The following is a 20,866-nucleotide window of genomic DNA, read 5'->3' as shown; positions in this document are numbered from 1 at the left end:
TGGCGGCGCCGTCACCAGGCCCGATCCCAGGCCAGCCACTATCGGCGACAAGCCACACGGGCATGAAGATCACGATCTACGGCTGGAGTACTAGGACTCCTGTGGATCTTGCGTGCATCCGCAAAAGTAGGAGTTTTCAGGGGAGGGGTTTTGCCCTACTTTGGAGCGGGTGACGGCAGTAGTTGACGGCAATGGCGGCGAACACCCCTGGTGTTCGCCGCCATTGCCGTCCGTTGGTCAGGGGCGGTCGAGAGCGTTCCCAAGTGCCGTCATGGCATTGCGTTGGAGGTGGAGTCGGATGTGGGCGTAGACGGTGGCGGTGACGCCGATGTGTGCGTGGCCGAGGAGTTCCTTGATCACGACGAGTTCGACGCCCTGTTCCAGGAGCAGGGTGGCGGTGGAGTGCCGGATGTCGAGGAGGCGGATGCGGCGGAGGCCGGCCTTGCGGAGGAGCGTGGTGAAGGTGCGGGTGAGGTTGGTCGGGTCGATCGGTCTACCCTGCGCGGTGGACAGCTATGCCCCAGTGGCACCTCACGTACCGTCCTGCGGCGACGCCTGCTGCGCGGGCAGGTCGGCGGTCGGGGCGCTGGAGCCGCCGCTGGAGGACCGGGAGCGGCCGCCGACCATCGGCTGCACCAACGGTGCGCTATCGGCCATCAAGGCGCGTCGCGGAGACCTCCGCCCAGACCGTCTTCCCGGACGGCGGGTACGCGTCCACGCCCCACTCCACGGCGAGGGCATCGACGATGATCAGCCCCCGGCCTCCTTCAACGGCTTCCCGGGACACGGTGGGGTGGCGTTCGCCGCGCGGGTCCGTGACCTCGATCCGCAACCGTCCGCTCGGGAGGAGGGCAAGCCCGAGCCGGAAACCCCGCCCGTCCAGCCGCCCGTACATGACCGCGTTCGCCGCCAGCTCGGCGACGACCAGCGCGGCAGCGTCGGTGCCCTCGCCGTCACGCGGCCATCCCCACGCCGCCAGTTGTTCCACGGCAAGCAGGCGGGCAAGTCGCGCACCCCGACGGGTGGCACTGAACAGCTGCGTGAACTGCGGCGCGGAGGCCGTCGGTTGCGGAATTTCGATCTCTACGGATTCGCTTGTCACGCCACCCAGCGTGGCCACGTGATCGTACGCTGACCAGCAACGACAGCGGTACGTAACGTGCGTGTACCGGTACTTACGGCAACCGGTACCGGTTGTCCCCCGTACCGGGGCGACGAACACGGTCGACCCCATGGAACGAAGGCGGGCAGCGATGGATCTGGACGACGCGATCGGTGACAACGACGACTCGGAGGAGGCCACGGACCTGTTCCACGTGATCGGCCGCCAGGTCCGGCTGCTGCGCGAGCGGGTCGGCCTCACCCAGCGGGAGCTGGGCGATCGGCTCGGGTACAGCGAGGACCTGATCCGGTCGCTGGAACGGGGACGCAGGACGCCACAGCCCGAATTCCTCGACGCGGCGGACGACTTGCTGACGGCGGGTGGCCTGCTGCGGGCAGCGAAGGAGGATGTGGCGCGGGCGAAGGCGCGGGCCCGGGTGAAGCATCCGGCGTGGTTCAAGGACTACGCGAAGCTGGAGGCGGATGCCGTCGAGCTCTCGTACTACAGCAACCACACGGTACCCGGCCTGTTCCAGACCGAGGCTCATGCTCGCGCCCTGTATGCCATGCGCAAACCGCTACTGGACGACGACTTGATCGAGCAACGGGTGGCGGCACGCCTGGCACGGCAGGTGGTACTGACGAAACGACCGGTTCCGATGGTGAACTGTGTCATCGAGGAGGGTGTCCTGCGGCGCCCGATCGGTGAACGGGACGTTCACAAGGAACAGCTCGACGAACTGATCAGGCTGGGCAAGCTGCGCAATGTCGAGCTTCAGGTCATGCCCCTGGACCACCCTGAACACGCCGGTCTGGGCGGCCCGTTCATCCTCCTCACTCCGACGCGCAAACCCCAGGTCGGTTACCTTGAGGTGCAGAACATCAGTCGGCTGATCACCGACCCGGAGGAGGTCCGTATCCTGGCGTCACGATACGGATGCATCCGGTCTCAGGCACTCACACCGCGCAAGTCCTCGGCGCTCATCGAAAGGTTGCTGAAAGACCAATGAAGCCCGATGTCCGCGTTCAGAGCCCGGCAGACAACTCGTGGTTCAAAAGCAGCTACAGCTCCAACGAGGGCGGCGAGTGCATCGAAGTAGCAGTCGCCGAACACACAGTCCTCGTCCGCGACTCGAAAGACACCTCCCTCCCCCACCTGACGCTCACCCGCACCGGCTGGACGCGCTTCCTGCGGTACGCGAGCGGTCCGGGCGACGCTCTCTGACGATGCCGGACATGCGGAGTCGGCCGGGGCCCCGGCCGTCCCGGCCGGCTGCCGGCGACCTATCACCGCACCCACGGCGTCACCTACTTCCACGGCTGCTACTCCGTCGGCGACGACACCCTGTGGGGCGTCAACCGCCGCAAAGGCACGGCCAACACCCTCGCGGCCCTGAAGTCGATCCGGGCCGCCCGCCCCGACGGCGCCCCGATCCACATCATCTTGGACAACCTCTCCGCCCACACGGGCAACAAGATCTGCCGCTGGGCGAAGAGGAACAAGGTCGAGCTGTGCTTCACCCCGACCAACGCCTCCTGGGCCAATCCGATCGAAGCGCGCCTCGGGCCGCTGCGGGAGTTCACCCTCGCCAACTCCCACCACCCCAACCACACCGTCCAGACCCGTGAGCTGCACCGTTACCTGCGCTGGCACAACACCAACGCCCGCCACCGCGACGTGCTGGCCGCCCAACGCCGCGAACGGGCCCGGATCCGCAGCGAGAAGGGCATCCGCTGGGACGGACGGCCCCTGGCAGCAGCGGCCTGATCATCACGGTGCCGCGGTCACAGCGGCAGACAGCCAGGCCGTCGATCACCTGACCTGCGCGGCGATGGCCCGTGCGCACTCCATCGACTCGGTATGCGTGGTGTCCACCTCCAGGTCATAGACCACGCCCCGGTGGACCACTTCCGCCTGGGAGACGGCCATCCCGATGGTCCGATCGCCCCGTGCGACCTCACGGCCTGCGGCCACCGCACTGTCACACCGGACGCCGACCCACAGCACCCGCAGGTCACGCAAAGCCTTCTGCCACCGCTGCTGCGAGTCCGCTCCGCCGAGGAAGACCTCATCGACGATGACCCGGGCGCCCGCACGAGCCATCGCGGCGACCCCCTCGATCCATGCCGCTTCCAGCGTCCGGAACTCCGGCCCGACGATCACCTCTCCGTCCGGAGCGAACTCGATCCCCGCATCCGACGCCTGCATGGACGCAGGCATCGCGTCAACCAGCGTGTCGGTCCCGAGAGCCAGCCACGGATCCGGCAGGACTGCCTGCAGACACCGGGCGATCCCGGACTTCCCCGAGCTGGAACCACCGTTGAGAACGATCACCTCAGTCATCACCGCGCCACAGTAGAGGCACCCGAGCAATCCCTGAAACGGATTTCCGCGGAAGTTGCCCGCCTCCTACAACCCGGTGAACCTTCCCGGTCAGAGCAATAGATCACGGATGGCTCCACCGCAAGGACTGCCCGGCGAGCCGGACGAGCATCAAGCGGATCACTGCCACCTTGATCATGGCCTCGGAGGTCGCGGTCAGCCGTTCGTACTCGCGGGCCGGCCGACGGTTTCGGACCAGCCAGCCGATCACGGCGGCCGATGTGTCGGTCCGCGCGTGCGGCCCCGACCCGGACCCGGCGGCGGAGCTTGTCGTGCATGCGGTTCCAAATACCGTCCCGGCGCCACTTGGTGAACCAGCGGTGGGCCGCGTCCCAGGGCATCCGGTCGCGCGGAAGCATCCGCCACTGGCAGCCCGGGCGCAGCACGTAGAGCACCGAGTCGAGCACCAACCGGTCTCCGTACTTGCGCACCCCGCCGCCTTTTCGCAGGTCACGCACTGCGGGCCAGGCGTCGTGTCCGGCGCTGTTCACGCAGATCTTCTGCACGGTCGGCCCGGGTTCATCGTGCCTTTCTAGGTTGTGCTGGCTGCAGCCGTCGCCGTACGGGAAACACCCGGCTCTGGAGGCCGACGTGATTCCCGGAGACGGTCCCTGTCCGGGCGCAGCCCTGTCCGCCGAGCGAAGGAATGTGCCATGCCCTCACCAACCAGCCGACGCGACTTTCTCCGCAGGTCGGCGACGACTCTGGGGGCGGCGGCCGCCGCGTCCGTGGTCCCCGGATCCATCAGCCGGGCCCTTGCCGTCGACGCAGCCGTCCGCACGGGAACCATCAAGGACGTCGAGCATGTCGTGATCCTGATGCAGGAGAACCGCGGCTTCAACCACTACTTCGGCACGATGCGCGGCGTGCGCGGCTTCGGCGACCGGTTCCCGATCCCGCTCGAGAGCGGCAAGCCGGTCTGGTACCAGTCCGACGGCGCGCGGGAGATCCCGCCGTACCACCTCGACCCCGAGCGCTCCAGCGCCCTGCTCGTCCCCTCGACGCCGCACTCCTTCGCCGACGCGCAGGCCGCGTGGAACCAGGGCAAGCTCGGCCACTGGCCGAAGTACAAGACCGAATACTCCATGGGGTACTACCGGCGCGACGACATCCCCTTCCAGTTCGCCCTCGCTGAGGCGTTCACCATCTGCGACTCCTACCACTGCTCCATCACCACCGGCACCGACCCCAACCGCATCACGTTCTGGTCGGGTTCCAACTTCAACCCCGAACTCGGCCGCCAGGGCGTCAACTGCGGCCCCGACCAGTCCGAGCCCAACAACCTCCGGTGCTGGATCAAGGGCGAGTGGGTGCCGGACGCGTGGCCGCAGACCTACAAGTACGCGAGCAATGCGTTCACCTGGGACACCATCCCGGACGTGCTGGAGCACGCCGGCATCAGCTGGCACATCTACCAGGACATGAACGACAACTGGACCGGTGCGATGAACGGCTGCCTGGCGTTCGAGAGCTTCCGCAACGCCCAGCCGGGCACGCCGGTGTACGAGCACGGCATGACCGGTGGTCCCGACTTCCTGGACCGGCTCCGCCAGGACGTGCTCGAGGGCACCCTGCCGCAGGTCTCCTGGGTGCTGACGACCGCCTCCAACTCCGAGCACCCCGGCGCGGGTTCCAGCCCGACGCACGGCGGCAACTTCACCGCCGACGTGCTGGACGCGCTGACCGCCAACCCGGAGGTGTGGAGCAAGACCGTCTTCCTGCTCACCTTCGACGAGAACGACGGCCTCTTCGACCACGTCCCCGCACCGGCCGTCCCGTCGTACAACCTCGACGGCACCCTCGCCGGCAAGTCGACGGTCCCGGTGGACGGCGAGTACTTCGACGCGTCCGGCAAGCCGTCGTCGTGGCTCAAGGCCGACGACACGGTCACCGGGACGACCCGACCGTGGGGCATGGGCCCGCGCGTGCCGCTCTACGTCGTCTCCCCGTGGAGCCGGGGCGGCTGGGTCGACTCCGAGGTGTTCGACCACACCTCGGTCGGCATGTTCCTCGAGCAGCGCTTCGGCGTCCGGATCGACGCCATCAGCCCGTGGCACCGCGCCGTCTCCGGTGACCTCTCCTCGGCGTTCGACTTCAAGCACCCCAACAAGCAGCGGTTCCCGGAACTTCCCGACCAGAGCGACTGGGCCGACTCCGACGCCCACCAGCGCACCCTGCCGTCACCGAAGGCCCCGACGGCACCGGAGCCGCTGTTCCAGGAGCGCGGGACGCGCTACTCCCGCGCGCTGCCGTACGAACTCCACACCGACGCCTCCACCGACCACGGCGCGGGCACGGTCACCCTCCGGTTCCTCAACAGGGGTCACAAGGGCGCCGTCTTCCACGTGTACGACAGGCTGCACCTCGACCGGATCCCGCGGCGTTACACCGTCGAGGCCGGGAAACACCTCACCGACGTGTGGGACGCCATGGTGACCGACTCGGGTGCGTACGACCTCGAGGTCCACGGTCCGGGCGGCTTCTTCCGTTCCTTCACCGGGAGTACAGCCTCCGAGGCCGGCCCCGAACTCCAGGTTCGGTACGACCGTACCGACAATTCTGTCGTCCTCACCGTCCACAATCCCGGACCGAAGGCGGTCACGCTGCACGTCGAGCCCCACGCCTACCGCTTCGCTGGGCCCCGGACGGTCCATGTGCCGCCCCGCAAGGAAGTTCAGCGGCGCTGGTCGCTGAACCAGAGCGGTCACTGGTACGACTTCACCGTCACCATGGACGGCTCATCGCTGGAGCGCCGATTCGCGGGTCGTGTGGAATCCGGCAGGGACGGCATCAGCGACCCGGCCATGGCAGCCCACCTCCAGTCGGCGGAGAGTCCCGTAGCCGCCAATTGACACCAGCCCCGGGCGCCGCTGGGACACCACCCGGCGGCGCCCGAGCAGTTCGCAGCGCCGCCGTAGAAGTGATGAGCGTCGGCTTCTGGGACGCTCATTGAGGGCCCGAACGGCCCGACTTCAAAGGGGAGTTCGGGAAGGTGCAGGGTCATGCACGGCGGCCGTCCACCCGGCGGGGCAGGTTCAGGGGGTTGTCGTCGCGGAGCTCCGGCGGGAGCAGGGCTTCGGGGGTCGTCTGGTAGGTGAGGGGGCGCAGCCAGCGTTCGATCGCGGTGGCGCCGACCGAGGTGGAGGTGGAGGTGGTGGCCGGGTAGGGGCCGCCGTGGTGCTGGGCGGGGGCGACGGCGACGCCGGTCGGCCAGCCGTTGACGAGGACCCGGCCGGCCAGCGGGGTGAGGGCCGCGAGCAGTCCGGGGGCGTCGGCGTCGGCGCCGTCCGTGGCGATCTGGAGGGTGGCCGTGAGATTGCCGGGGAGCCGGGAGAGGACGGCGGTGATCTCGTCCTCGGAGGCGTACCGGGCGACGACGGTGACCGGGCCGAAGCACTCCTCCAGGAGCGCGTCGTGCGGGCCCTCCGCGGTGAGGAGGTGCGCCGGTACGGTGAGGAAACCGGCCGCGACGGCGTGGTCGCCGCCCGCGCCGGGAACGACCGGGGCCTCCACGTCGGGGAGTTCGGCCCGTTCGCGTACGCCTGCGACGAAGGCGTCGCGCATCCGGTGGTCGAGCAGGACTCCGGCCTCGGTGTCGCCGACCACGTCGGTCAGGGACTTCAGCAGCCGGTCGCCGGTCTCACCGGCCGGGGCCAGGACGAAGCCGGGCTTGGTGCAGAACTGACCCGCGCCCATGGTCATCGAGCCCGCGAGCCCGGCGCCGATCTGCTCACCGCGCTCGGCGGCGGCCGCCTCGGTGACGACAACAGGGTTGAGGGAGCCCAGCTCGCCGTGGAAGGGGATGGGGGTGGGGCGGGCCGCCGCCGCGTCGAACAGGGCGCGGCCGCCGCGTACCGAGCCGGTGAAACCGGCGGCGGCGACGAGCGGGTGCTTGATCAGCTCGATGCCCGCGTCGAAGCCGTGGACCAGGATCAGTACGTCCTCCGGCAGGCCGACCTGCGCCGCCGCCCGGCGCAGTACGGAGGCGCACAGTTCGGAGGTGGCGGGGTGATCGGGGTGCGCCTTGACGACAACCGGGCAGCCGGCCGCCAGCGCACTCGCGGTGTCACCGCCGGGGACGGAGAAGGCGAGCGGGAAGTTGCTGGCCGCGTACACCGCGACGACCCCGAGCGGGATCTTGTAGCGGCGCAGGTCGGGCCAGGGCGGGGTCCTGGTGGCGTCCTCGTGGTCGATGTGGATGTCGAGGAAGGCGCCCTCGTCGACAACCTCCGCGAAGGCCCGCAACTGGGCTGCGGTGCGCGCGAGTTCGCCGGTGAGCCGGGTGGGGCCGAGTGCGGTCTCCGCGTCGGCGGCCTCGATGACGTGCTCCCCGGCCTCGGCGAGCAGATCAGCTGCGGTGCGCAGGAACGCGGCCCGCACGGTGCGGTCGGCGAGCGAACCGCGTACCGCATGAGCGGCCCGGACCGCACGGTCGACTTCCTCCGCCGTAGCCTCCACCGCAACCTGCTCACGCGGGTTCCCCGTGCGGGGGTCGACGCTCCAGACTGGTGCTGCTGCCACCATGATTCCTTCCGCTCCACTGCCACACAACAGAAGCTGTTCGGTATTCTGAACAGAGTTCCCGATCGTGAATATGAAGCGACTCTATTTCCGGGCGTTCAGTGTTGGCAAGAAGTCGCAGGGTTTCGTAAGTGGGCTGGAAGGGGCGTAGGGCGATGTCGGTTGCCGAGTCTGGTGGGGCACAGGTCAAGTCCGCTGTACGGACGGTGGAACTGCTCGAATACTTCGCCGGGCGTCCCGGCATGCACTCGCTCGCCGCGGTGCAGGAGGCCGTCGGCTATCCCAAGTCCAGTCTCTACATGCTGCTGCGCACGCTGGTGGAACTGGGCTGGGTGGAGACCGACGCGACGGGCACGCGGTACGGGATCGGCGTACGGGCCCTGCTGGTCGGTACCTCGTACATCGACGGCGACGAGGTCGTCGTGGCCGCCCGCCCGACCCTGGACCGGCTGTCCGACGACACGACGGAGACCATCCACCTGGCCCGCCTCGACGGAACGAACGTGGTTTACCTCGCCACCCGGCAGTCCCAGCACTATCTGCGCCCCTTCACCCGCGTCGGCCGTCGGCTGCCCGCCCACTCCACCTCGCTCGGCAAGGCGCTTCTCGCCACCCACAGTGACGAGCAGGTCCGCAAGATGCTCCCGGAGACCCTGCCCGCACTGACCGAGCACACCATCACCGACCGCGAAAAGCTCATCGAGGAGCTGCACCTCATCCGCGAGCAGGGGTACGCGGTGGACCGCGAGGAGAACACCCTCGGGTTGCGCTGCTTCGGCGTCGCCATCCCGTACCGCACGCCCGCCCGCGACGCCATCAGCTGCTCGGTGCCGGTCGCCCGGCTCACGCCCGCGCATGAGCAGATGGTGAAGGACGCGCTGTTCGACGCACGGGACCGGCTGACGCTGGCCACCCGGAGGCTCTGATCATGCGTGTCGCCCTGCGCGAGGTGCGCGACAGCGACCTGCCGTCGTTCTTCGTGTTCATGTCCGACCCGGAGTCGGTCAGGACGGCCGCCTTCACCAGCGAGGACCCCACCGACCGGCATGCGTTCAACGCCCACTGGCGACGGATCCTGGCCAACGGCTCCATCGTGATGCGGACGGTGGTCGTGGACGGCGCGGCAGTCGGCAACGTCGGAGCGTACGGGCCGCCGGACGACCGCCAGGTCACCTATTGGATCGACAGGGCGCACTGGGGCCGCGGGGTCGCGACGGCCGCGCTGCGCGCGTTGCTCGACGTCGTACCGGAACGCCCGCTGCACGCACGGGCCGCGGCCGACAACACCGGTTCGCGCCGGGTGCTGGAGAAGTGCGGGTTCGCCGTCACCGGCAAGGACCACGGGTTCTCGCACGCTCGCGGCAAGGACACCGACGAGCTGCTGTTCACCCTGCCGGGGTGACCCGGGGCATCGCCCTCGGTTGCCCCGGCCGATCATGAAAAATCGGTGAGAAACAGCACAACCGGGAACGTAGCGCGGTGCCCCGCTCGTCCCTCATGCGGAATGAACAAGACGATCAGGCACACCTCGGTCTTCTGTCTGCTGCTGGTCCTCGCCCTGCTGCTGCGGGCGACCTGGTTGCAGGCGTACCAGGCCGAGGAGCTCGCAGAAAACGAACACAACCGGCGGAACACCATCGCGCAGTACGCGCAGCCGCTCGGCGACATCATCGTGGCCGGGAACCCGGTTACCGGATCGAAGGCGACGGAGGACAGCGACCTCGCGTACAAACGCACCTATACGGAGGGTGAGCTCTACTCGGCCGTCACCGGCTACAGCTCGCAGGCGTACGGTGCCACACAGCTCGAAGGGATCTACAGCGATGTGCTGGACGGCACCGACGACCGGCTGAAGAAGCCGATGGACGTGCTGTCGGGCCAGCAGGCGGACCCCGGCAACGTCGTGACGACCATCGACCCGGATGTGCAGAAGGCGGGGTACGAGGCGCTCGGCGACGACAAGGGGGCGGCGGTCGCGATCGACCCGACGACCGGGCAGATCCTGGGCATGGTCTCCACCCCTTCGTACGACCCGTCGACGATCAGCGGGACGACGGACGGCGATGCCTGGGAGACGCTGCTCGACGACGAGAGCAAGCCAATGGTCAACCGCGCGCTGCGCCAGTCGCTGGCACCCGGTTCGACGTTCAAGCTGGTGGTGGCGGCCGCGGCGCTGGAGAACGGACTGTACGGCTCCGTCGACGAGCCCACGAACAGCCCCTACCCGTACACCCTGCCCGACACCAGCACCGTCCTGCCCAACGACATCCCCTCGGCCCCCTGCGAGAACGCCACGCTGCGCACCGCGCTCCAGTACTCCTGCAACAACGTCTTCGCACAGGCCGCGGCCGACCTCGGCCAGGACGAGGTCAAGGCGATGGCGGAGAAGTTCGGCTTCAACGACGAGAAGCTCGATGTTCCGGTACGGGCCTCCGAGAGCGTCTACCCGTCCGGCATGGACAAGCCTCAGACGGCACTGACGGGCATCGGCCAGTTCGAGGTCACCGCGACACCGCTGCAGATGGCCATGGTCTCGGCCACCTTCGCCAACGACGGCGAACTGGCCGCACCGCACATGGTGTCCGAGGTGACGGACTCCGAGGGCAACGCGCTGCAGGAGTTCGAGGACGGGGACACCACGCGGGTCGTCTCGCAGTCGACCGCCGAGCAGATGCGCAGCGCGATGGTGACCGTCGTCGAAGAGGGCAGCGGCGCCAACGCCCAAATCGACGGCGCCGAGGTGGGCGGCAAGACGGGAACCGCCCAGAACGGCGTGGACAACAGCAACACCCCGTACGCCTGGTTCACCTCGTACGCGACGGACGACTCCAGCGGCGAGGAGGTCGCGGTGGCGGTGGTCATCGAGGACTCGGGCGCGGCCCGCACGGAGGTCAGCGGCAACGGTCTGGCGGCGCCGATCGCCCAGGAGATGATGACCGCGGCGCTCAAGGGGTGAGGAAGGGGTTCGGACTGCTCCGCCGCCGCCACCCGTACGGCGGCGACCGCGGACTCCTGGAGCGTACGGGCGACCCGGCCACGCCACTGGAGGGTGGCGGCGGCGAGGTCGGCGCCGAGGAGTTTCTCGATGCCCGCCCACCCGGCCTCCGGGGAGCCGGAGCCGGACCAGACCGGCTCCAGCGCCCGGCGCACGGCCGCGGCCGACTCATCGGCGTCCTTCAACGGCCTGTCCAAGTCCTTCGGCGAGGACCTCGCCCAGCTCTACTGGGACCGGCACGGCATGGAGACCGTCTCCGTACGCATCGGCTCCTGCTTCCCGGAGCCGACGTCCGTACGGATGCTCTCGGTCTGGACGAGCCCCGAGGACGGTGCCCGGCTCTTCCACGCCGCGCTCACCGCCGAGGACGTGCGGCACACCGTCGTCCACGGCTCGTCCGACAACACCCGGCTGTGGTGGGACCTGACGACGGCCCGTTCACTCGGATACGAGCCGAGGGACGACTCGGAGCCGTACGCGGCCGGGCTCATCGCCGAACAGAGTGAGCTGGACCCGGACAACCCCGACCACACCCACCTCGGCGGCCACTTCTGCACCAACCCGCCGATCTGGCCGTACTGGCCCATATGCCGGTACCGGCCGATCTGTCCGTGTGACCGGTCCGGTCGCACCAGTCGCACCAGTCGCACCGAAGAGTGCGCCAAGGCGGGTGAAGGTAAGGGAACGGCAAAGCCCGGTCGCTCGTTACCCCATGCATGACCGCTATGACCCCCGGCTCGAACATCCCTCTCTCCACCGCCCGCGTGGCAGTGGACGTCTCCGCACCGGTGCGGCTCGACGTTTCGGGCCTGCTGCTCACCGTCGACGGCAAGGTGCGCTCCGACGACGACTTCATCTTCTACAACCAGCCCACCGGCCCCGGAGTGACCTACCGCTCCGGCGGCGGCACCGCACCGGACGCGATCGTGGTGGACACCACCGCGGTCCCGCCCGGCATCGAGAAGATCGTCGTCACGGCGAGCCCGGACGCGGCGGGCCAGACCTTCCAGGGCATCGAACCCACCGCGACCGTGCGCAACGCCGACGACGGCAGTGCGCTCGCCACGTTCACCCCGCCCCGGCTGGGCGCCGAGACGGCGCTCGTGGTCATCGAGATCTACCTCCGCAACGGCGCTTGGAAGGCCCGCGCGGTCGGCCAGGGCTATGCGAACGGACTGGCCGGTATCGCCAAGGACTTCGGCGTCTCGGTGGAGGAGGAGCCCGCCGCCGCGCCCGCACCCGCCCCCGTCGCGCCCCCGATGCCCGCCGCCGCTCCGGTGGACCCGCGGATCGCCGCGGCCCCGGCCCCCGCGGCTCCGCCGGCCCCGCCCGCCGCCGCTCCCGCGCCCGCCGCCTCCGGCAAGATCAACCTCGACAAGGGCCGGGTCAGCCTCCAGAAGAACCAGACGGTCTCCCTGGTCAAGGGCGGCCAGCCGCTGCTCTCCCAGGTCAAGATGGGGCTCGGCTGGGAGCCCGCGTTCCGCGGCAAGGACATCGACCTCGACGCCTCGGTGATCGCCTACGGCCCCAACCGGAACCACCTGGACAGCTGCTACTTCGGCAAGCTCTCCATCCTGAACGGCGCGATCAAACACTCCGGCGACAACCTCACGGGCGAGGGCGCGGGTGACGACGAGGTGATCGTCGTCGACCTGGGCCGGATCCCGGCGGAGGCGACCGGTCTGGTCTTCACGGTCAACTCGTTCACCGGCCAGAAGTTCACCGAGGTCGGCAAGGCCTACTGCCGACTGATGGACGCCGCCACCGGCGAGGAGCTGGCCCGCTTCGACCTGACCGGCGCGGAGCCGCAGACCGGCGTGATGATGGCCAAGCTGATCAAGCAGTTCTCCGGCGAGTGGGAGATGACGGCCATGGGTACCTTCGTGAAGTCGCGCACCGTCCGCGGCATGGTGAAGCACGCCGCCCAGGCGCTGTAGCGTCGCAGAAGTCTCCGCAACGGCTTCAGGGGCACCTGGCGGGTGCCAGATGCCCCTGAAGCGGAGAGCGTGACGGGGACGCTGCGCGTGCTCGCCGCCTCTCTCAGAGCTTGGTCAGCTTGGAGTACGGGCTCAGGATCCTCCCCTGCCGCCCCGAGAAGTCGATGAGCACTGCGTCGTTGTCGCCCTCGACCGCAAGGACGCGACCGAGTCCGAACTGATCGTGCGACACCCTGTCGCCCACATCGAACAATTCGACCGGTGGGGCCGCCTGGGCCGGGCGGTTGAAGGGACTGGAAGGCAGGTGACGCCGGGATCCGGCTGACTGTTTCATTACCTTGAGTATGCGCCCTGGGAACGCCCGACGCCATGCCCGTCCCCTCCTGGGGGCGCACTGATGCCGGATTCGTAATCAGAGATTCCAGGGCCAGTCCGCGTCCCGGCCCGCTTCCAGCAGCGGCACCATGCGGAACGCCGCGTCCGAAAGACCCCCGAAGGTGTGGCGGTTCCCGGCGCCTGACGGGGCGTGCCCGACCCGGTATCCGGCCAGGTTCCAGGTGTAGACGGGCACGGTGGACGGCACGGCCGCGGTGGCATCCGTGGCGTAGGAGAACGACGCCTGTTCGTCGGTGACGATCAGTACCCGGTCGTGCTTCCGGTAGTGCCGGCGCACCGCCTCCGCGGTGTTGGTGCCGCCGAGGTCACCGAAGCGCTCCAGGACCTTCAGCACGGACTCGCCCCGGCGGTACTTCACCAGTGCGCTGTTCGTACCGAACTGCACCAGATCGGCGTCAGCCGCCCGTAGTGCCAGTGCCGTACCGAAGATCGCGGCGGCGTCGGCCCTGTTGAGCTGCGAGCGGTCCGAGAGCGGCGACCACATCGAGCCCGAGCGGTCGACCAGGATCAGCGTCCGCCCCGACAGCACGGGCACATTGCTCAGGGAGTGGCCGAGCGCCTTCTCCAGCGCGTGGGCCCAGCGCAGCGAGGGCGCGTGTTGATAGGCAGCGAGGTAGCGGAACGGGAACTGCCGCGACGCGGCGACCACGGCCGGGTCGCAGATCTTCGCCGCCACCTGCGCGGCGACCTCGTCCGATACACCCGCCTCGTCGAAGTTGCGCAGATTGCGGACGAGCGCCATCGCGCCCATCGATGGAATCACCGCTTCCCAGGCCGCGGCGTCCATCGGCCCCTGCAGCCAGCCCGCCAGGGCCTCCCAGGTCATGCCCGCGGCGGCCAGCCGGTACGCCCCGTCGGCGCCGTCGATCACGGCCCGCCGCTCCTCGACCGGCAGTTCCATCAGCGCACGGTGGGCGGTGAGGGTGCGGTTCGAAACGGGCACCACGGCCGTCTCCGGGTGGTGGCGGCGGTCGAGGGCGTACCGGAACAGCTCGCCCTGCCACGGCTTCTGGGGGTCGGGCGAGGCGTGCACCAGGTTCAGGATGTCGCCGAAGCGGTAGCCCTTGGACGCGGTGTCGTACTTCAGCAGCGACTTGCCGTTGTAGAGGCGTCGCACGGCATCGGCGATGCCGCGCTTGACGGGCTTGGGCACGGCCCGGCCGTGGCGCGAGGTCCAGTACCCGAGCAGTTCACCGGGCTCGTCGGCGCGCAGCAGCACGGAGTCGACGACCTGCCGGTTGGACGGACCGTCCTCGGCACCCGCGTCGAGCCGTGCCTTCACGTACTCGGCGGCGCCGACGATCGAAGCGGTACGCATCTGGCCGTCGCGGCGCAGCCAGTGGAGCAGGCCGGCGGTCCACTCGGGGTCGCCGACGGCCAGTATCCGTACCAGCTCGGCAAATCGGCTGTCGCGCTGCTCGCCGTCCTCGTAAAAGGTCTGCTGCGAAACGAAATTGGCGACCGCGAGCAGAAAAAGCTCGGAGCGATTGTCGCGGAGATATCCTCGGCCGCCCTGATGGGTCGGCGCGGTGCGCCCGGTCGACTTCACGGGCGAGGTGGCGCGGGGTTTGGTGGTGCGGGTGTTGAAGCGTGCCATGTGAATTCCCCCGAATTCATTGGGAGAAGGCACAGCGGGTAAAGGGTGCCCGAGATCAGGAGTCGGCGACGGGCTTGCCTGATGCTCTACCACTTGAGCTACCGGCCGCGACCGGACGGGACTTGAACCCGCAACCGTCAGATCCGAGAAGTATCCGTCACCTGCGCACCGGGCACCCCCCGATGTCTGTGCCTCCCGAGATCAGAGTCGGCGGCGGCAGTTTCATGGCAAGAAGTAGCCGCAGCCTGCGCACCGGGAGGTGCATGCAGTCATTGCTGATGAAGTTGTGGTGTCCAGAGATCAAATTCGGCGGAACCGACGTAGGTGCTCTGGCCGCTGAGCTACACCGGCGCAAGAGCCGGTGACGGGACTCGAACCCGCGGCATCCCCATTATCAGTGGAAGTAGGCCCTGCCTGCGCACCTGGACACAGACAGGACTCTAGAGGGGAACTCCACGGAGTGCGAGGGAATTACGCCCGGGGGACTACGGCCCAGGGAGTTTTGCGCGGGTGGCCTCCGACGGTACGGGCCGTCAGTGTCGGTTCGGCTGACGCTTCCACGGGCCGGTGATGGCGAGCAGGATGCCCGGCGTCTGGATGTTGGCGTACAGCGTCTTGCCGTCGGGCGAGAACGTGACGCCGGTGAACTCGCTGTACTCCGGCTCCTGTTCGCTGCCGAGGTTCAGCTCGTTGCGCGCGATGGGGTAGGTGCGGCCGCTGTCGGTCGCCCCGAAGAGGTGCTGGATGCCGTTGCCGTCCTCTGAGATGACCAGACCGCCGTACGGCGAGACGGTGATGTTGTCCGGGCCGTCGAAGGCGCCGTCCTTCGACGGGTCGGCGTTCACACCGAGGAGCACCTTCAGCGTCAGCGTGCGGCGCTTCGGGTCGTAGAACCAGACCTGGCCGTCGTGCTGGACGGGGCTCTCGTCGCGGGCGAACGAGGAGACGATGTACGCGCCGCCGTCGCCCCACCACATGCCTTCGAGCTTGCGGGCGCGGGTGACCTCGTTGTCCGTGAACTGCTTGCGCACCGAGACGGTCTTCGCGTCACGGTCGGGTACGTCGACCCAGTCCACGCCGTACACCGTGCCGATCTTCGTGGCCCGGGAGAGGTCGTCGACGAACTTGCCGTTGCTGTCGAAGCACTTGGTGGCCTGGAGGACACCGGCGTCGTCGGCGAGGGTGCGCAGCTTGCCGCGGCCGTGCCGGAAGTCGTGCGGCGGAACCCAGCGGTAGAGCAGTCCGTTGGGGCCCGCGGCGTCCTCGGTCAGATAGGCGTGGCCGCGCTTGGGGTCGATGACGACGGCCTCGTGGGCGTACCGGCCGAACGCCTTGATCGGACGGGGGTCGCGGTTGGCGCGCTTGTCGTACGGGTCGACCTCGAAGACGTAGCCGTGGTCCTTGAGCAGGCCGTTCTTGCCGGCCTTGTCCTCGGTCTCCTCGCAGGTGAGCCAGGTGCCCCACGGGCTGGCGCCACCGGCGCAGTTGGTGGACGTACCGGCGATGCCGACCCACTCGGCGGTACGGCCGTCGCGGCGGGTCTCCACGACGGTGCAGCCGCCGGCCGCGACCGGGTCGTAGACGAGGCCCTCGGCCAGCGGCACCGGGTGCTCCTTGCCGGCGCGGGTGCCGCTCAGCTCGTGGTTGTTGACGAGCAGGGTGACGCCGCGGGGGCCCTCGAAGGTGGCCGTGCCGTCGTGGTTGGAGGGGGTGTACTCGCCGGACTCCAGCTTGGTGACACCACAGTGGGTGATGATCTTGTAGGAGAAACCGGCGGGCAGCGCGAGGAGTCCCTCGGGGTCGGCGATCAGCGGCCCGTAGCCGGGCTCGGGGCTGTGACCGTGGTCGTGGTCGTGACCGTCGCCGTCGTGGCCGTGCTTGGATTCCTCCGCGGCCAGGGCACCGGGCGCCGTGGCCAGCGCGGCAACCGTACCGGTCAGGGCGATGCCGGCACCGGTGAGGGCGGACTGTTTGGTGAATTCCCTGCGCGTGAAGGGCATCACGTACTCCTGGAGCAACTGAATGGGTTGTTGGCGCGCCCACAATCGCGCCCCTGCGCCAACACCAGTTGAACTATGGACGACGTTGAGGAGCATCCTTCCTGTGCAGTTGGCAGGAGTGGATGCCACGCCCGGCTCCCGCGGTCCATCGCGGACCGCCCGGTGCCGCGGACCGCCCGGTCGACGCAGTCACCTGCGGACCGCCCGGTCCATGCAGTCACCCGTGGACCGCCCGGTCCATGCAGTCAGCCGCAGACCGCGTGGACCATTCGGTCCGCCGCGGACCGCCCGATCCTCAAGCCCCCGTCCGCGACCGCGCCTTGAACGCCGCCTTGCGGGCCTCCTTGGCCTTCTTCTTGTCGCTGTGCAGCCGCCCCATCGCTTCGAGGACGTCTGCTGTCGCCGGGTGCTCCACGCGCCACGCCTCGTCGAAGAAGCCGCTGTGCTGGCCTGCCAGGCCCTCGATCAGGCCCTGGAGATCTTCCAGATCGCCCTCGGACTCAAGCTGGGCCGCGATCGTGTCGATGGCGAGCCAGAAGATCATCGACTCCGGCGGTGCGGGTACGTCCGCCGCGCCCAGCTCCGCAAGCCAGACCCGTGCGAGACCGCCCAGCTCGGGGTCGTCCAATACCGCGCGCACCGCGGTCTCCGCCTCCGCGCCGACCAGGGCGAGCGCCTGCTGGCAGTGGAGACGGCGCAGTGGTGCCTGCCGGTCCGCGCCGCGTGCCGCCGCGAGGAGTTCGGCCGCGGCGCCGTCCGCGCCGCGCCGGGTGAGCCACAGCTCGACCTCGCTGCGCGCCGCCATCTCGGGGTAGTACGCGATGCCGCCGAGGAGTGCGTCGGCGCCCTTGTCCGCGAGGTCACCGATCGCCGGGGCGTCCACTCCGGCCTCCAGCATCCGGGCCCGGATGCCGTACAGGCCGAGCGGGGTCAGCTTCACCATTCCGTACCGGCTGAAGTCTTCGTCGTCGGCGGGCGGGGCGGCGTCCTCGCCCTCCTCGGCCAACAACGCCTCGTCCAGCGGGCGGTATTCGACGATCCCGATGGGTTCGAGGACCCGGAACTGGTCGTCGAGGCGCATCATCGCCTCGGACACCTGCTCAAGGATGTCGTCGGTGGGCTCGCCCATGTCGTCGGGCACGATCATCGACGCGGCGAGCGCGGGCAGCGGTACCGGCACCGCGTCCGCTCCGCCGTCGCCGACGGTGAGCAGATACAGATTGCCGAGGACCCCGTCGAGGAATTCCGCCTCGACCTCCGGGTCCCATTCCAGGGATTCGAAGTCGATCGAGCCGTCCTCGCCGACGAGATCGGCGAGGTCCTCGAAGACGGGTGCGGTGGCGTCGGCGTGAACGGCCTCCAGGCCGTCGAGCCAGATCGAGAGGACGTCCTGCGGTGAACCGCCGGTGATCAGCGCCAGATTCTCACCGGCGGCGGCGGTTCCCTCCGCGTCCTCTCCCGCGGCCTCCTCCGGGTCCTCGACGTCGATGAGCCCCGTGTCGACCGCGAGCCGCCACGCCTCGCTCGCCTCCGCCGCACCGTCCTCATCAGCCGTGAGGCCGAGGTGCTCGGCCGCCGCGGGCAGCTGTACGTCGACGAGCTCGCCACCGGCGCCGACCCGGGTCCCGGGCCCGGCCCAGCGGGCGAGCCGGACGGCGCGGGCGAGCAGCGGCGCGGCAAGCGCGTCCCGTGCCAGCTCGGCCTCGGTGCGCAGCCGTACGGGCGGCAGGGTGGGGCGCTCTGCGGACATCAGGTGGTTCTCCTCGGGGCGTACGGGGCGTACGGGTCAGGCGGTTCAAGCGTAGACGCATTTCGCCCCATGCTGCCCGGTTCATGCGACGATCAGCGGCCACTGACCCGGGAAACCTTGACAATTGCCTTGCCCACACAAGAGATTGACGCGCGTAGACCTCCACCCCGCCCCTCGATACCCCCGGAGTCCGTGATGCCCGCCGCATCGTCCAGAACGACCGCCGTCTCCGCCGTAGTCACCGCCGCGCTCGCCGCGGGCCTGCTCACCGGCGCAGCCACCACCTCCGCGTCCGCCTCCCCGTCCCCGGCCTCGCCCTTCGACGGCACGGTCCGGATCCACGACATCCAGGGCACCACGCGGATATCCCCTCTCACCGGCCGACAGGTCAGCGGTGTCGCGGGCATCGTCACAGGTGTGCGGACGTACGGCTCGAAGGGCTTCTGGTTCCAGGACCCGGACGTCGACGTCGACGCCGCCACCAGCGAGGGCATCTTCGTCTACACCGGCTCCACGCCCACCGTCGCGGTCGGTGACGCGGTCACGGTCTCCGGCACGGTCGCCGAGTACGTCCCGGGCGGCGCCTCCTCCGGCAACCAGTCGCTCACCCAGATCAGCAGGCCCACCGTCGCCGTGGTGTCCTCCGGCAACGCCCTTCCCGCGCCGGTGACGATCTCGGCGCGCTCGGTCCCCTCCCGGTACACCCCGGCGGGCGACCCCGCGGCGGACGGCTCCGTCAATGGGCTTTCCCTCGCTCCGTCCCGCTACGCGCTGGACTACTACGAGTCCCTGGAAGGCATGAACGTCCGTATCGGCACCTCGCGGGTGGTCGGTGCCACCGACCCGTACGCCGAGCTGTGGGTGACGGTGAAGCCGCACGAGAACGCCGACCGCCGCGGCGGTACGGTCTATGGCTCGTACACCGCGCAGAACACCGGCCGGCTCCAGATCCAGTCGCTGGTGCCGCTCGCCGAGCAGCCCTTCCCGACCGCCGACGTGGGCGATGTGCTGTCCGGTACGACCGAGGGCCCGCTCGACTTCAACCAGTACGGCGGCTACACGCTGACCGCCCGCACCCTGGGCGAGGTCACCGACAGGGGCCTGCGTCGGGAGACGACCCGCAAGCAGCGCGGCGGCGAGCTGGCGGTGGCGACGTACAACGTCGAGAACCTCGACCCGGGCGACCCGCAGGAGAAATTCGACGCCCTCGCCACCGCGGTGGTCGACAATCTCGCCTCGCCCGACATCGTGGCGCTGGAGGAGATCCAGGACAACAACGGCGCGACCAACGACGGTACGGTCGCCGCCGACGTCACGGTCAGGAAGTTCACCGACGCGATCGTGGCCGCGGGCGGCCCGGCGTACGAGTGGCGTTCCATCGACCCGGAGGACAAGAAGGACGGCGGCCAGCCCGGCGGCAACATCCGACAGGTGTTCCTCTTCAACCCGGAGCGGGTGTCGTTCACCGACCGCGCGGGCGACGCGACCACGGCGACCGATGTCGTACGGAAGCGGGGCCGGGCGGCCCTGACCCTCTCCCCCGGCCGGATCGATCCGGCGAACAAGGCGTGGGAGAACAGCCGCAAGCCGCTCGCCGGAGAGTTCAGCTTCCGCGGCCGTACGGTCTTCGTCGTCGCGAACCACTTCGCGTCCAAGGGCGGCGACGAGTCCCTCGTCTCGCAGCACCAGCCGCCGACCCGCTCGTCGGAGGTCCAGCGGCACGCACAGGCCGAGGTGGTCAACACCTTCGTCAAGAAGCTGCTGAGCGTCCAGAAGAACGCGGACGTCCTGGTCGTCGGCGACATCAACGACTTCGAGTTCTCCGGCACGACCGAGGCACTGACGGCCGGGGGCGCACTGTACCCGGCGGTGAAATCCCTGCCTCTGTCGGAGCGTTACTCCTACGTCTACCAGGGCAACGCCCAGGTTCTCGACCAGATCCTGACCAGTCCGTCGGTCGACGACTTCCACTACGACAGCGTGCACATCAACTCCGAGTTCGCCGACCAGAACAGCGACCACGACCCGCAGGTGCTTCGCTTCCGCCCGTAGCCCTCCGTGCCGGTGTCCGGGTACCGAGTACTCCGGGTACGCGCCGGGAGCTGATGAAGCGAGCCGTCGACCGGGCCCGGCTGCGCGGGTGCGGGCTGATGCAGCCGACCAGCAACAAGCGGCGCACGGACGCT

General features: G+C 69.3%; 16 protein-coding genes and 4 pseudogenes. 10 read left to right on the top strand and 10 right to left on the bottom strand.

Annotation, left to right across the window (positions count from 1 at the left end):
• Positions 1 to 237 precede the first annotated feature (237 nt).
• Together ACZ3IC_RS08905 and ACZ3IC_RS08900 are read right to left on the bottom strand one after the other, a co-directional pair.
• Positions 238 to 510 (bottom strand): annotated as a pseudogene (locus ACZ3IC_RS08905) (tyrosine-type recombinase/integrase); the annotation flags it as partial.
• A 136-nt stretch (positions 511 to 646) separates the two neighbouring features.
• Entirely contained in the window at positions 647 to 1,102 is a 456-nt protein-coding gene (locus ACZ3IC_RS08900) for an ATP-binding protein (RefSeq protein WP_467413998.1), read from the bottom strand.
• 130 nt (positions 1,103 to 1,232) lie between these two features.
• Here ACZ3IC_RS08900 and ACZ3IC_RS08895 point away from each other — a divergent pair, with 130 nt between their 5' ends.
• From ACZ3IC_RS08895 to ACZ3IC_RS08885, 3 genes and pseudogenes are all read left to right on the top strand, one after another.
• Complete coding sequence (locus tag ACZ3IC_RS08895; RefSeq protein ID WP_467413995.1) at positions 1,233 to 2,111, top strand: helix-turn-helix domain-containing protein; 879 nt, start codon at positions 1,233 to 1,235, stop codon at positions 2,109 to 2,111.
• Positions 2,108 to 2,326 (top strand): DUF397 domain-containing protein, encoded by a 219-nt coding sequence (locus ACZ3IC_RS08890; protein ID WP_467413994.1) that lies wholly within the window; start codon positions 2,108 to 2,110, stop codon positions 2,324 to 2,326. The genes ACZ3IC_RS08895 and ACZ3IC_RS08890 overlap by 4 nt, the downstream gene beginning before the upstream one ends.
• Before the next feature lie 36 nt (positions 2,327 to 2,362).
• A pseudogene (locus tag ACZ3IC_RS08885) lies at positions 2,363 to 2,869 on the top strand (transposase); the annotation flags it as partial.
• 45 nt (positions 2,870 to 2,914) lie between these two features.
• Here the strand turns inward: ACZ3IC_RS08885 and cpt are convergent.
• The 3 genes and pseudogenes from cpt to ACZ3IC_RS08870 all read right to left on the bottom strand — a co-directional run.
• Positions 2,915 to 3,445 carry a chloramphenicol phosphotransferase CPT gene (gene cpt / locus ACZ3IC_RS08880; protein ID WP_467414057.1) on the bottom strand — a complete coding sequence of 177 codons (531 nt, stop codon included), beginning with the start codon at positions 3,443 to 3,445 and terminating at the stop codon, positions 2,915 to 2,917.
• A gap of 103 nt (positions 3,446 to 3,548) precedes the next feature.
• On the bottom strand, positions 3,549 to 3,695 hold the full coding sequence (locus tag ACZ3IC_RS08875; RefSeq protein WP_467414060.1) for a hypothetical protein: 147 nt from the start codon (positions 3,693 to 3,695) through the stop codon (positions 3,549 to 3,551).
• Between the two features lie 73 nt (positions 3,696 to 3,768).
• Positions 3,769 to 3,942, bottom strand: a pseudogene (locus tag ACZ3IC_RS08870) (transposase); the annotation flags it as partial.
• Positions 3,943 to 4,137: 195 nt separating this feature from the next.
• Here ACZ3IC_RS08870 and ACZ3IC_RS08865 point away from each other — a divergent pair.
• Positions 4,138 to 6,336 (top strand): phosphocholine-specific phospholipase C, encoded by a 2,199-nt coding sequence (locus ACZ3IC_RS08865; protein ID WP_467413992.1) that lies wholly within the window; start codon positions 4,138 to 4,140, stop codon positions 6,334 to 6,336.
• A 148-nt stretch (positions 6,337 to 6,484) separates the two neighbouring features.
• On the opposite strand, the gene ACZ3IC_RS08860 is transcribed toward ACZ3IC_RS08865, so the two are convergent.
• Entirely contained in the window at positions 6,485 to 8,008 is a 1,524-nt protein-coding gene (locus tag ACZ3IC_RS08860; RefSeq protein ID WP_467413991.1) for an aldehyde dehydrogenase (NADP(+)), read from the bottom strand.
• Between the two features lie 152 nt (positions 8,009 to 8,160).
• On the opposite strand from ACZ3IC_RS08860, the gene ACZ3IC_RS08855 reads away from it, so the two are divergent.
• From ACZ3IC_RS08855 to ACZ3IC_RS08835, 5 genes and pseudogenes are all read left to right on the top strand, one after another.
• A complete protein-coding gene (locus ACZ3IC_RS08855) occupies positions 8,161 to 8,931 on the top strand; it encodes an IclR family transcriptional regulator (RefSeq protein ID WP_383067815.1) in 771 nt (256 codons plus the stop codon).
• Between the two features lie 2 nt (positions 8,932 to 8,933).
• On the top strand, positions 8,934 to 9,407 hold the full coding sequence (locus tag ACZ3IC_RS08850; protein ID WP_467413988.1) for a GNAT family N-acetyltransferase: 474 nt from the start codon (positions 8,934 to 8,936) through the stop codon (positions 9,405 to 9,407).
• 102 nt (positions 9,408 to 9,509) lie between these two features.
• A complete protein-coding gene (locus tag ACZ3IC_RS08845; RefSeq protein ID WP_467413986.1) occupies positions 9,510 to 10,961 on the top strand; it encodes a peptidoglycan D,D-transpeptidase FtsI family protein in 1,452 nt (483 codons plus the stop codon).
• Between the two features lie 216 nt (positions 10,962 to 11,177).
• Positions 11,178 to 11,579 (top strand): annotated as a pseudogene (locus ACZ3IC_RS08840) (NAD-dependent epimerase/dehydratase family protein); the annotation flags it as partial.
• Positions 11,580 to 11,716: 137 nt separating this feature from the next.
• Positions 11,717 to 12,937 (top strand): TerD family protein, encoded by a 1,221-nt coding sequence (locus ACZ3IC_RS08835; protein WP_467413983.1) that lies wholly within the window; start codon positions 11,717 to 11,719, stop codon positions 12,935 to 12,937.
• 103 nt (positions 12,938 to 13,040) lie between these two features.
• On the opposite strand, the gene ACZ3IC_RS08830 is transcribed toward ACZ3IC_RS08835, so the two are convergent.
• From ACZ3IC_RS08830 to ACZ3IC_RS08815, 4 genes are all read right to left on the bottom strand, one after another.
• A complete protein-coding gene (locus ACZ3IC_RS08830) occupies positions 13,041 to 13,271 on the bottom strand; it encodes a hypothetical protein (protein ID WP_037711258.1) in 231 nt (76 codons plus the stop codon).
• 78 nt (positions 13,272 to 13,349) lie between these two features.
• On the bottom strand, positions 13,350 to 14,930 hold the full coding sequence (locus ACZ3IC_RS08825; protein WP_467413981.1) for a TROVE domain-containing protein: 1,581 nt from the start codon (positions 14,928 to 14,930) through the stop codon (positions 13,350 to 13,352).
• Positions 14,931 to 15,463: 533 nt separating this feature from the next.
• Positions 15,464 to 16,930, bottom strand: coding sequence for an alkaline phosphatase PhoX (locus ACZ3IC_RS08820; RefSeq protein WP_467413978.1), 1,467 nt, complete (start codon positions 16,928 to 16,930; stop codon positions 15,464 to 15,466).
• 295 nt (positions 16,931 to 17,225) lie between these two features.
• Positions 17,226 to 18,680 carry a hypothetical protein gene (locus ACZ3IC_RS08815; RefSeq protein WP_467413977.1) on the bottom strand — a complete coding sequence of 485 codons (1,455 nt, stop codon included), beginning with the start codon at positions 18,678 to 18,680 and terminating at the stop codon, positions 17,226 to 17,228.
• Between the two features lie 195 nt (positions 18,681 to 18,875).
• Here ACZ3IC_RS08815 and ACZ3IC_RS08810 point away from each other — a divergent pair, with 195 nt between their 5' ends.
• Entirely contained in the window at positions 18,876 to 20,732 is a 1,857-nt protein-coding gene (locus ACZ3IC_RS08810; RefSeq protein WP_467413974.1) for an endonuclease/exonuclease/phosphatase family protein, read from the top strand.
• The last annotated feature ends 134 nt before the right edge of the window (positions 20,733 to 20,866 follow it).

It is taken from the genome of Streptomyces sp. NPDC002958, assembly GCF_055563255.1.
The sequence above is the reverse complement of the archived record's forward strand: the minus strand, read 5'-3'. Positions and strand labels throughout refer to the sequence as shown.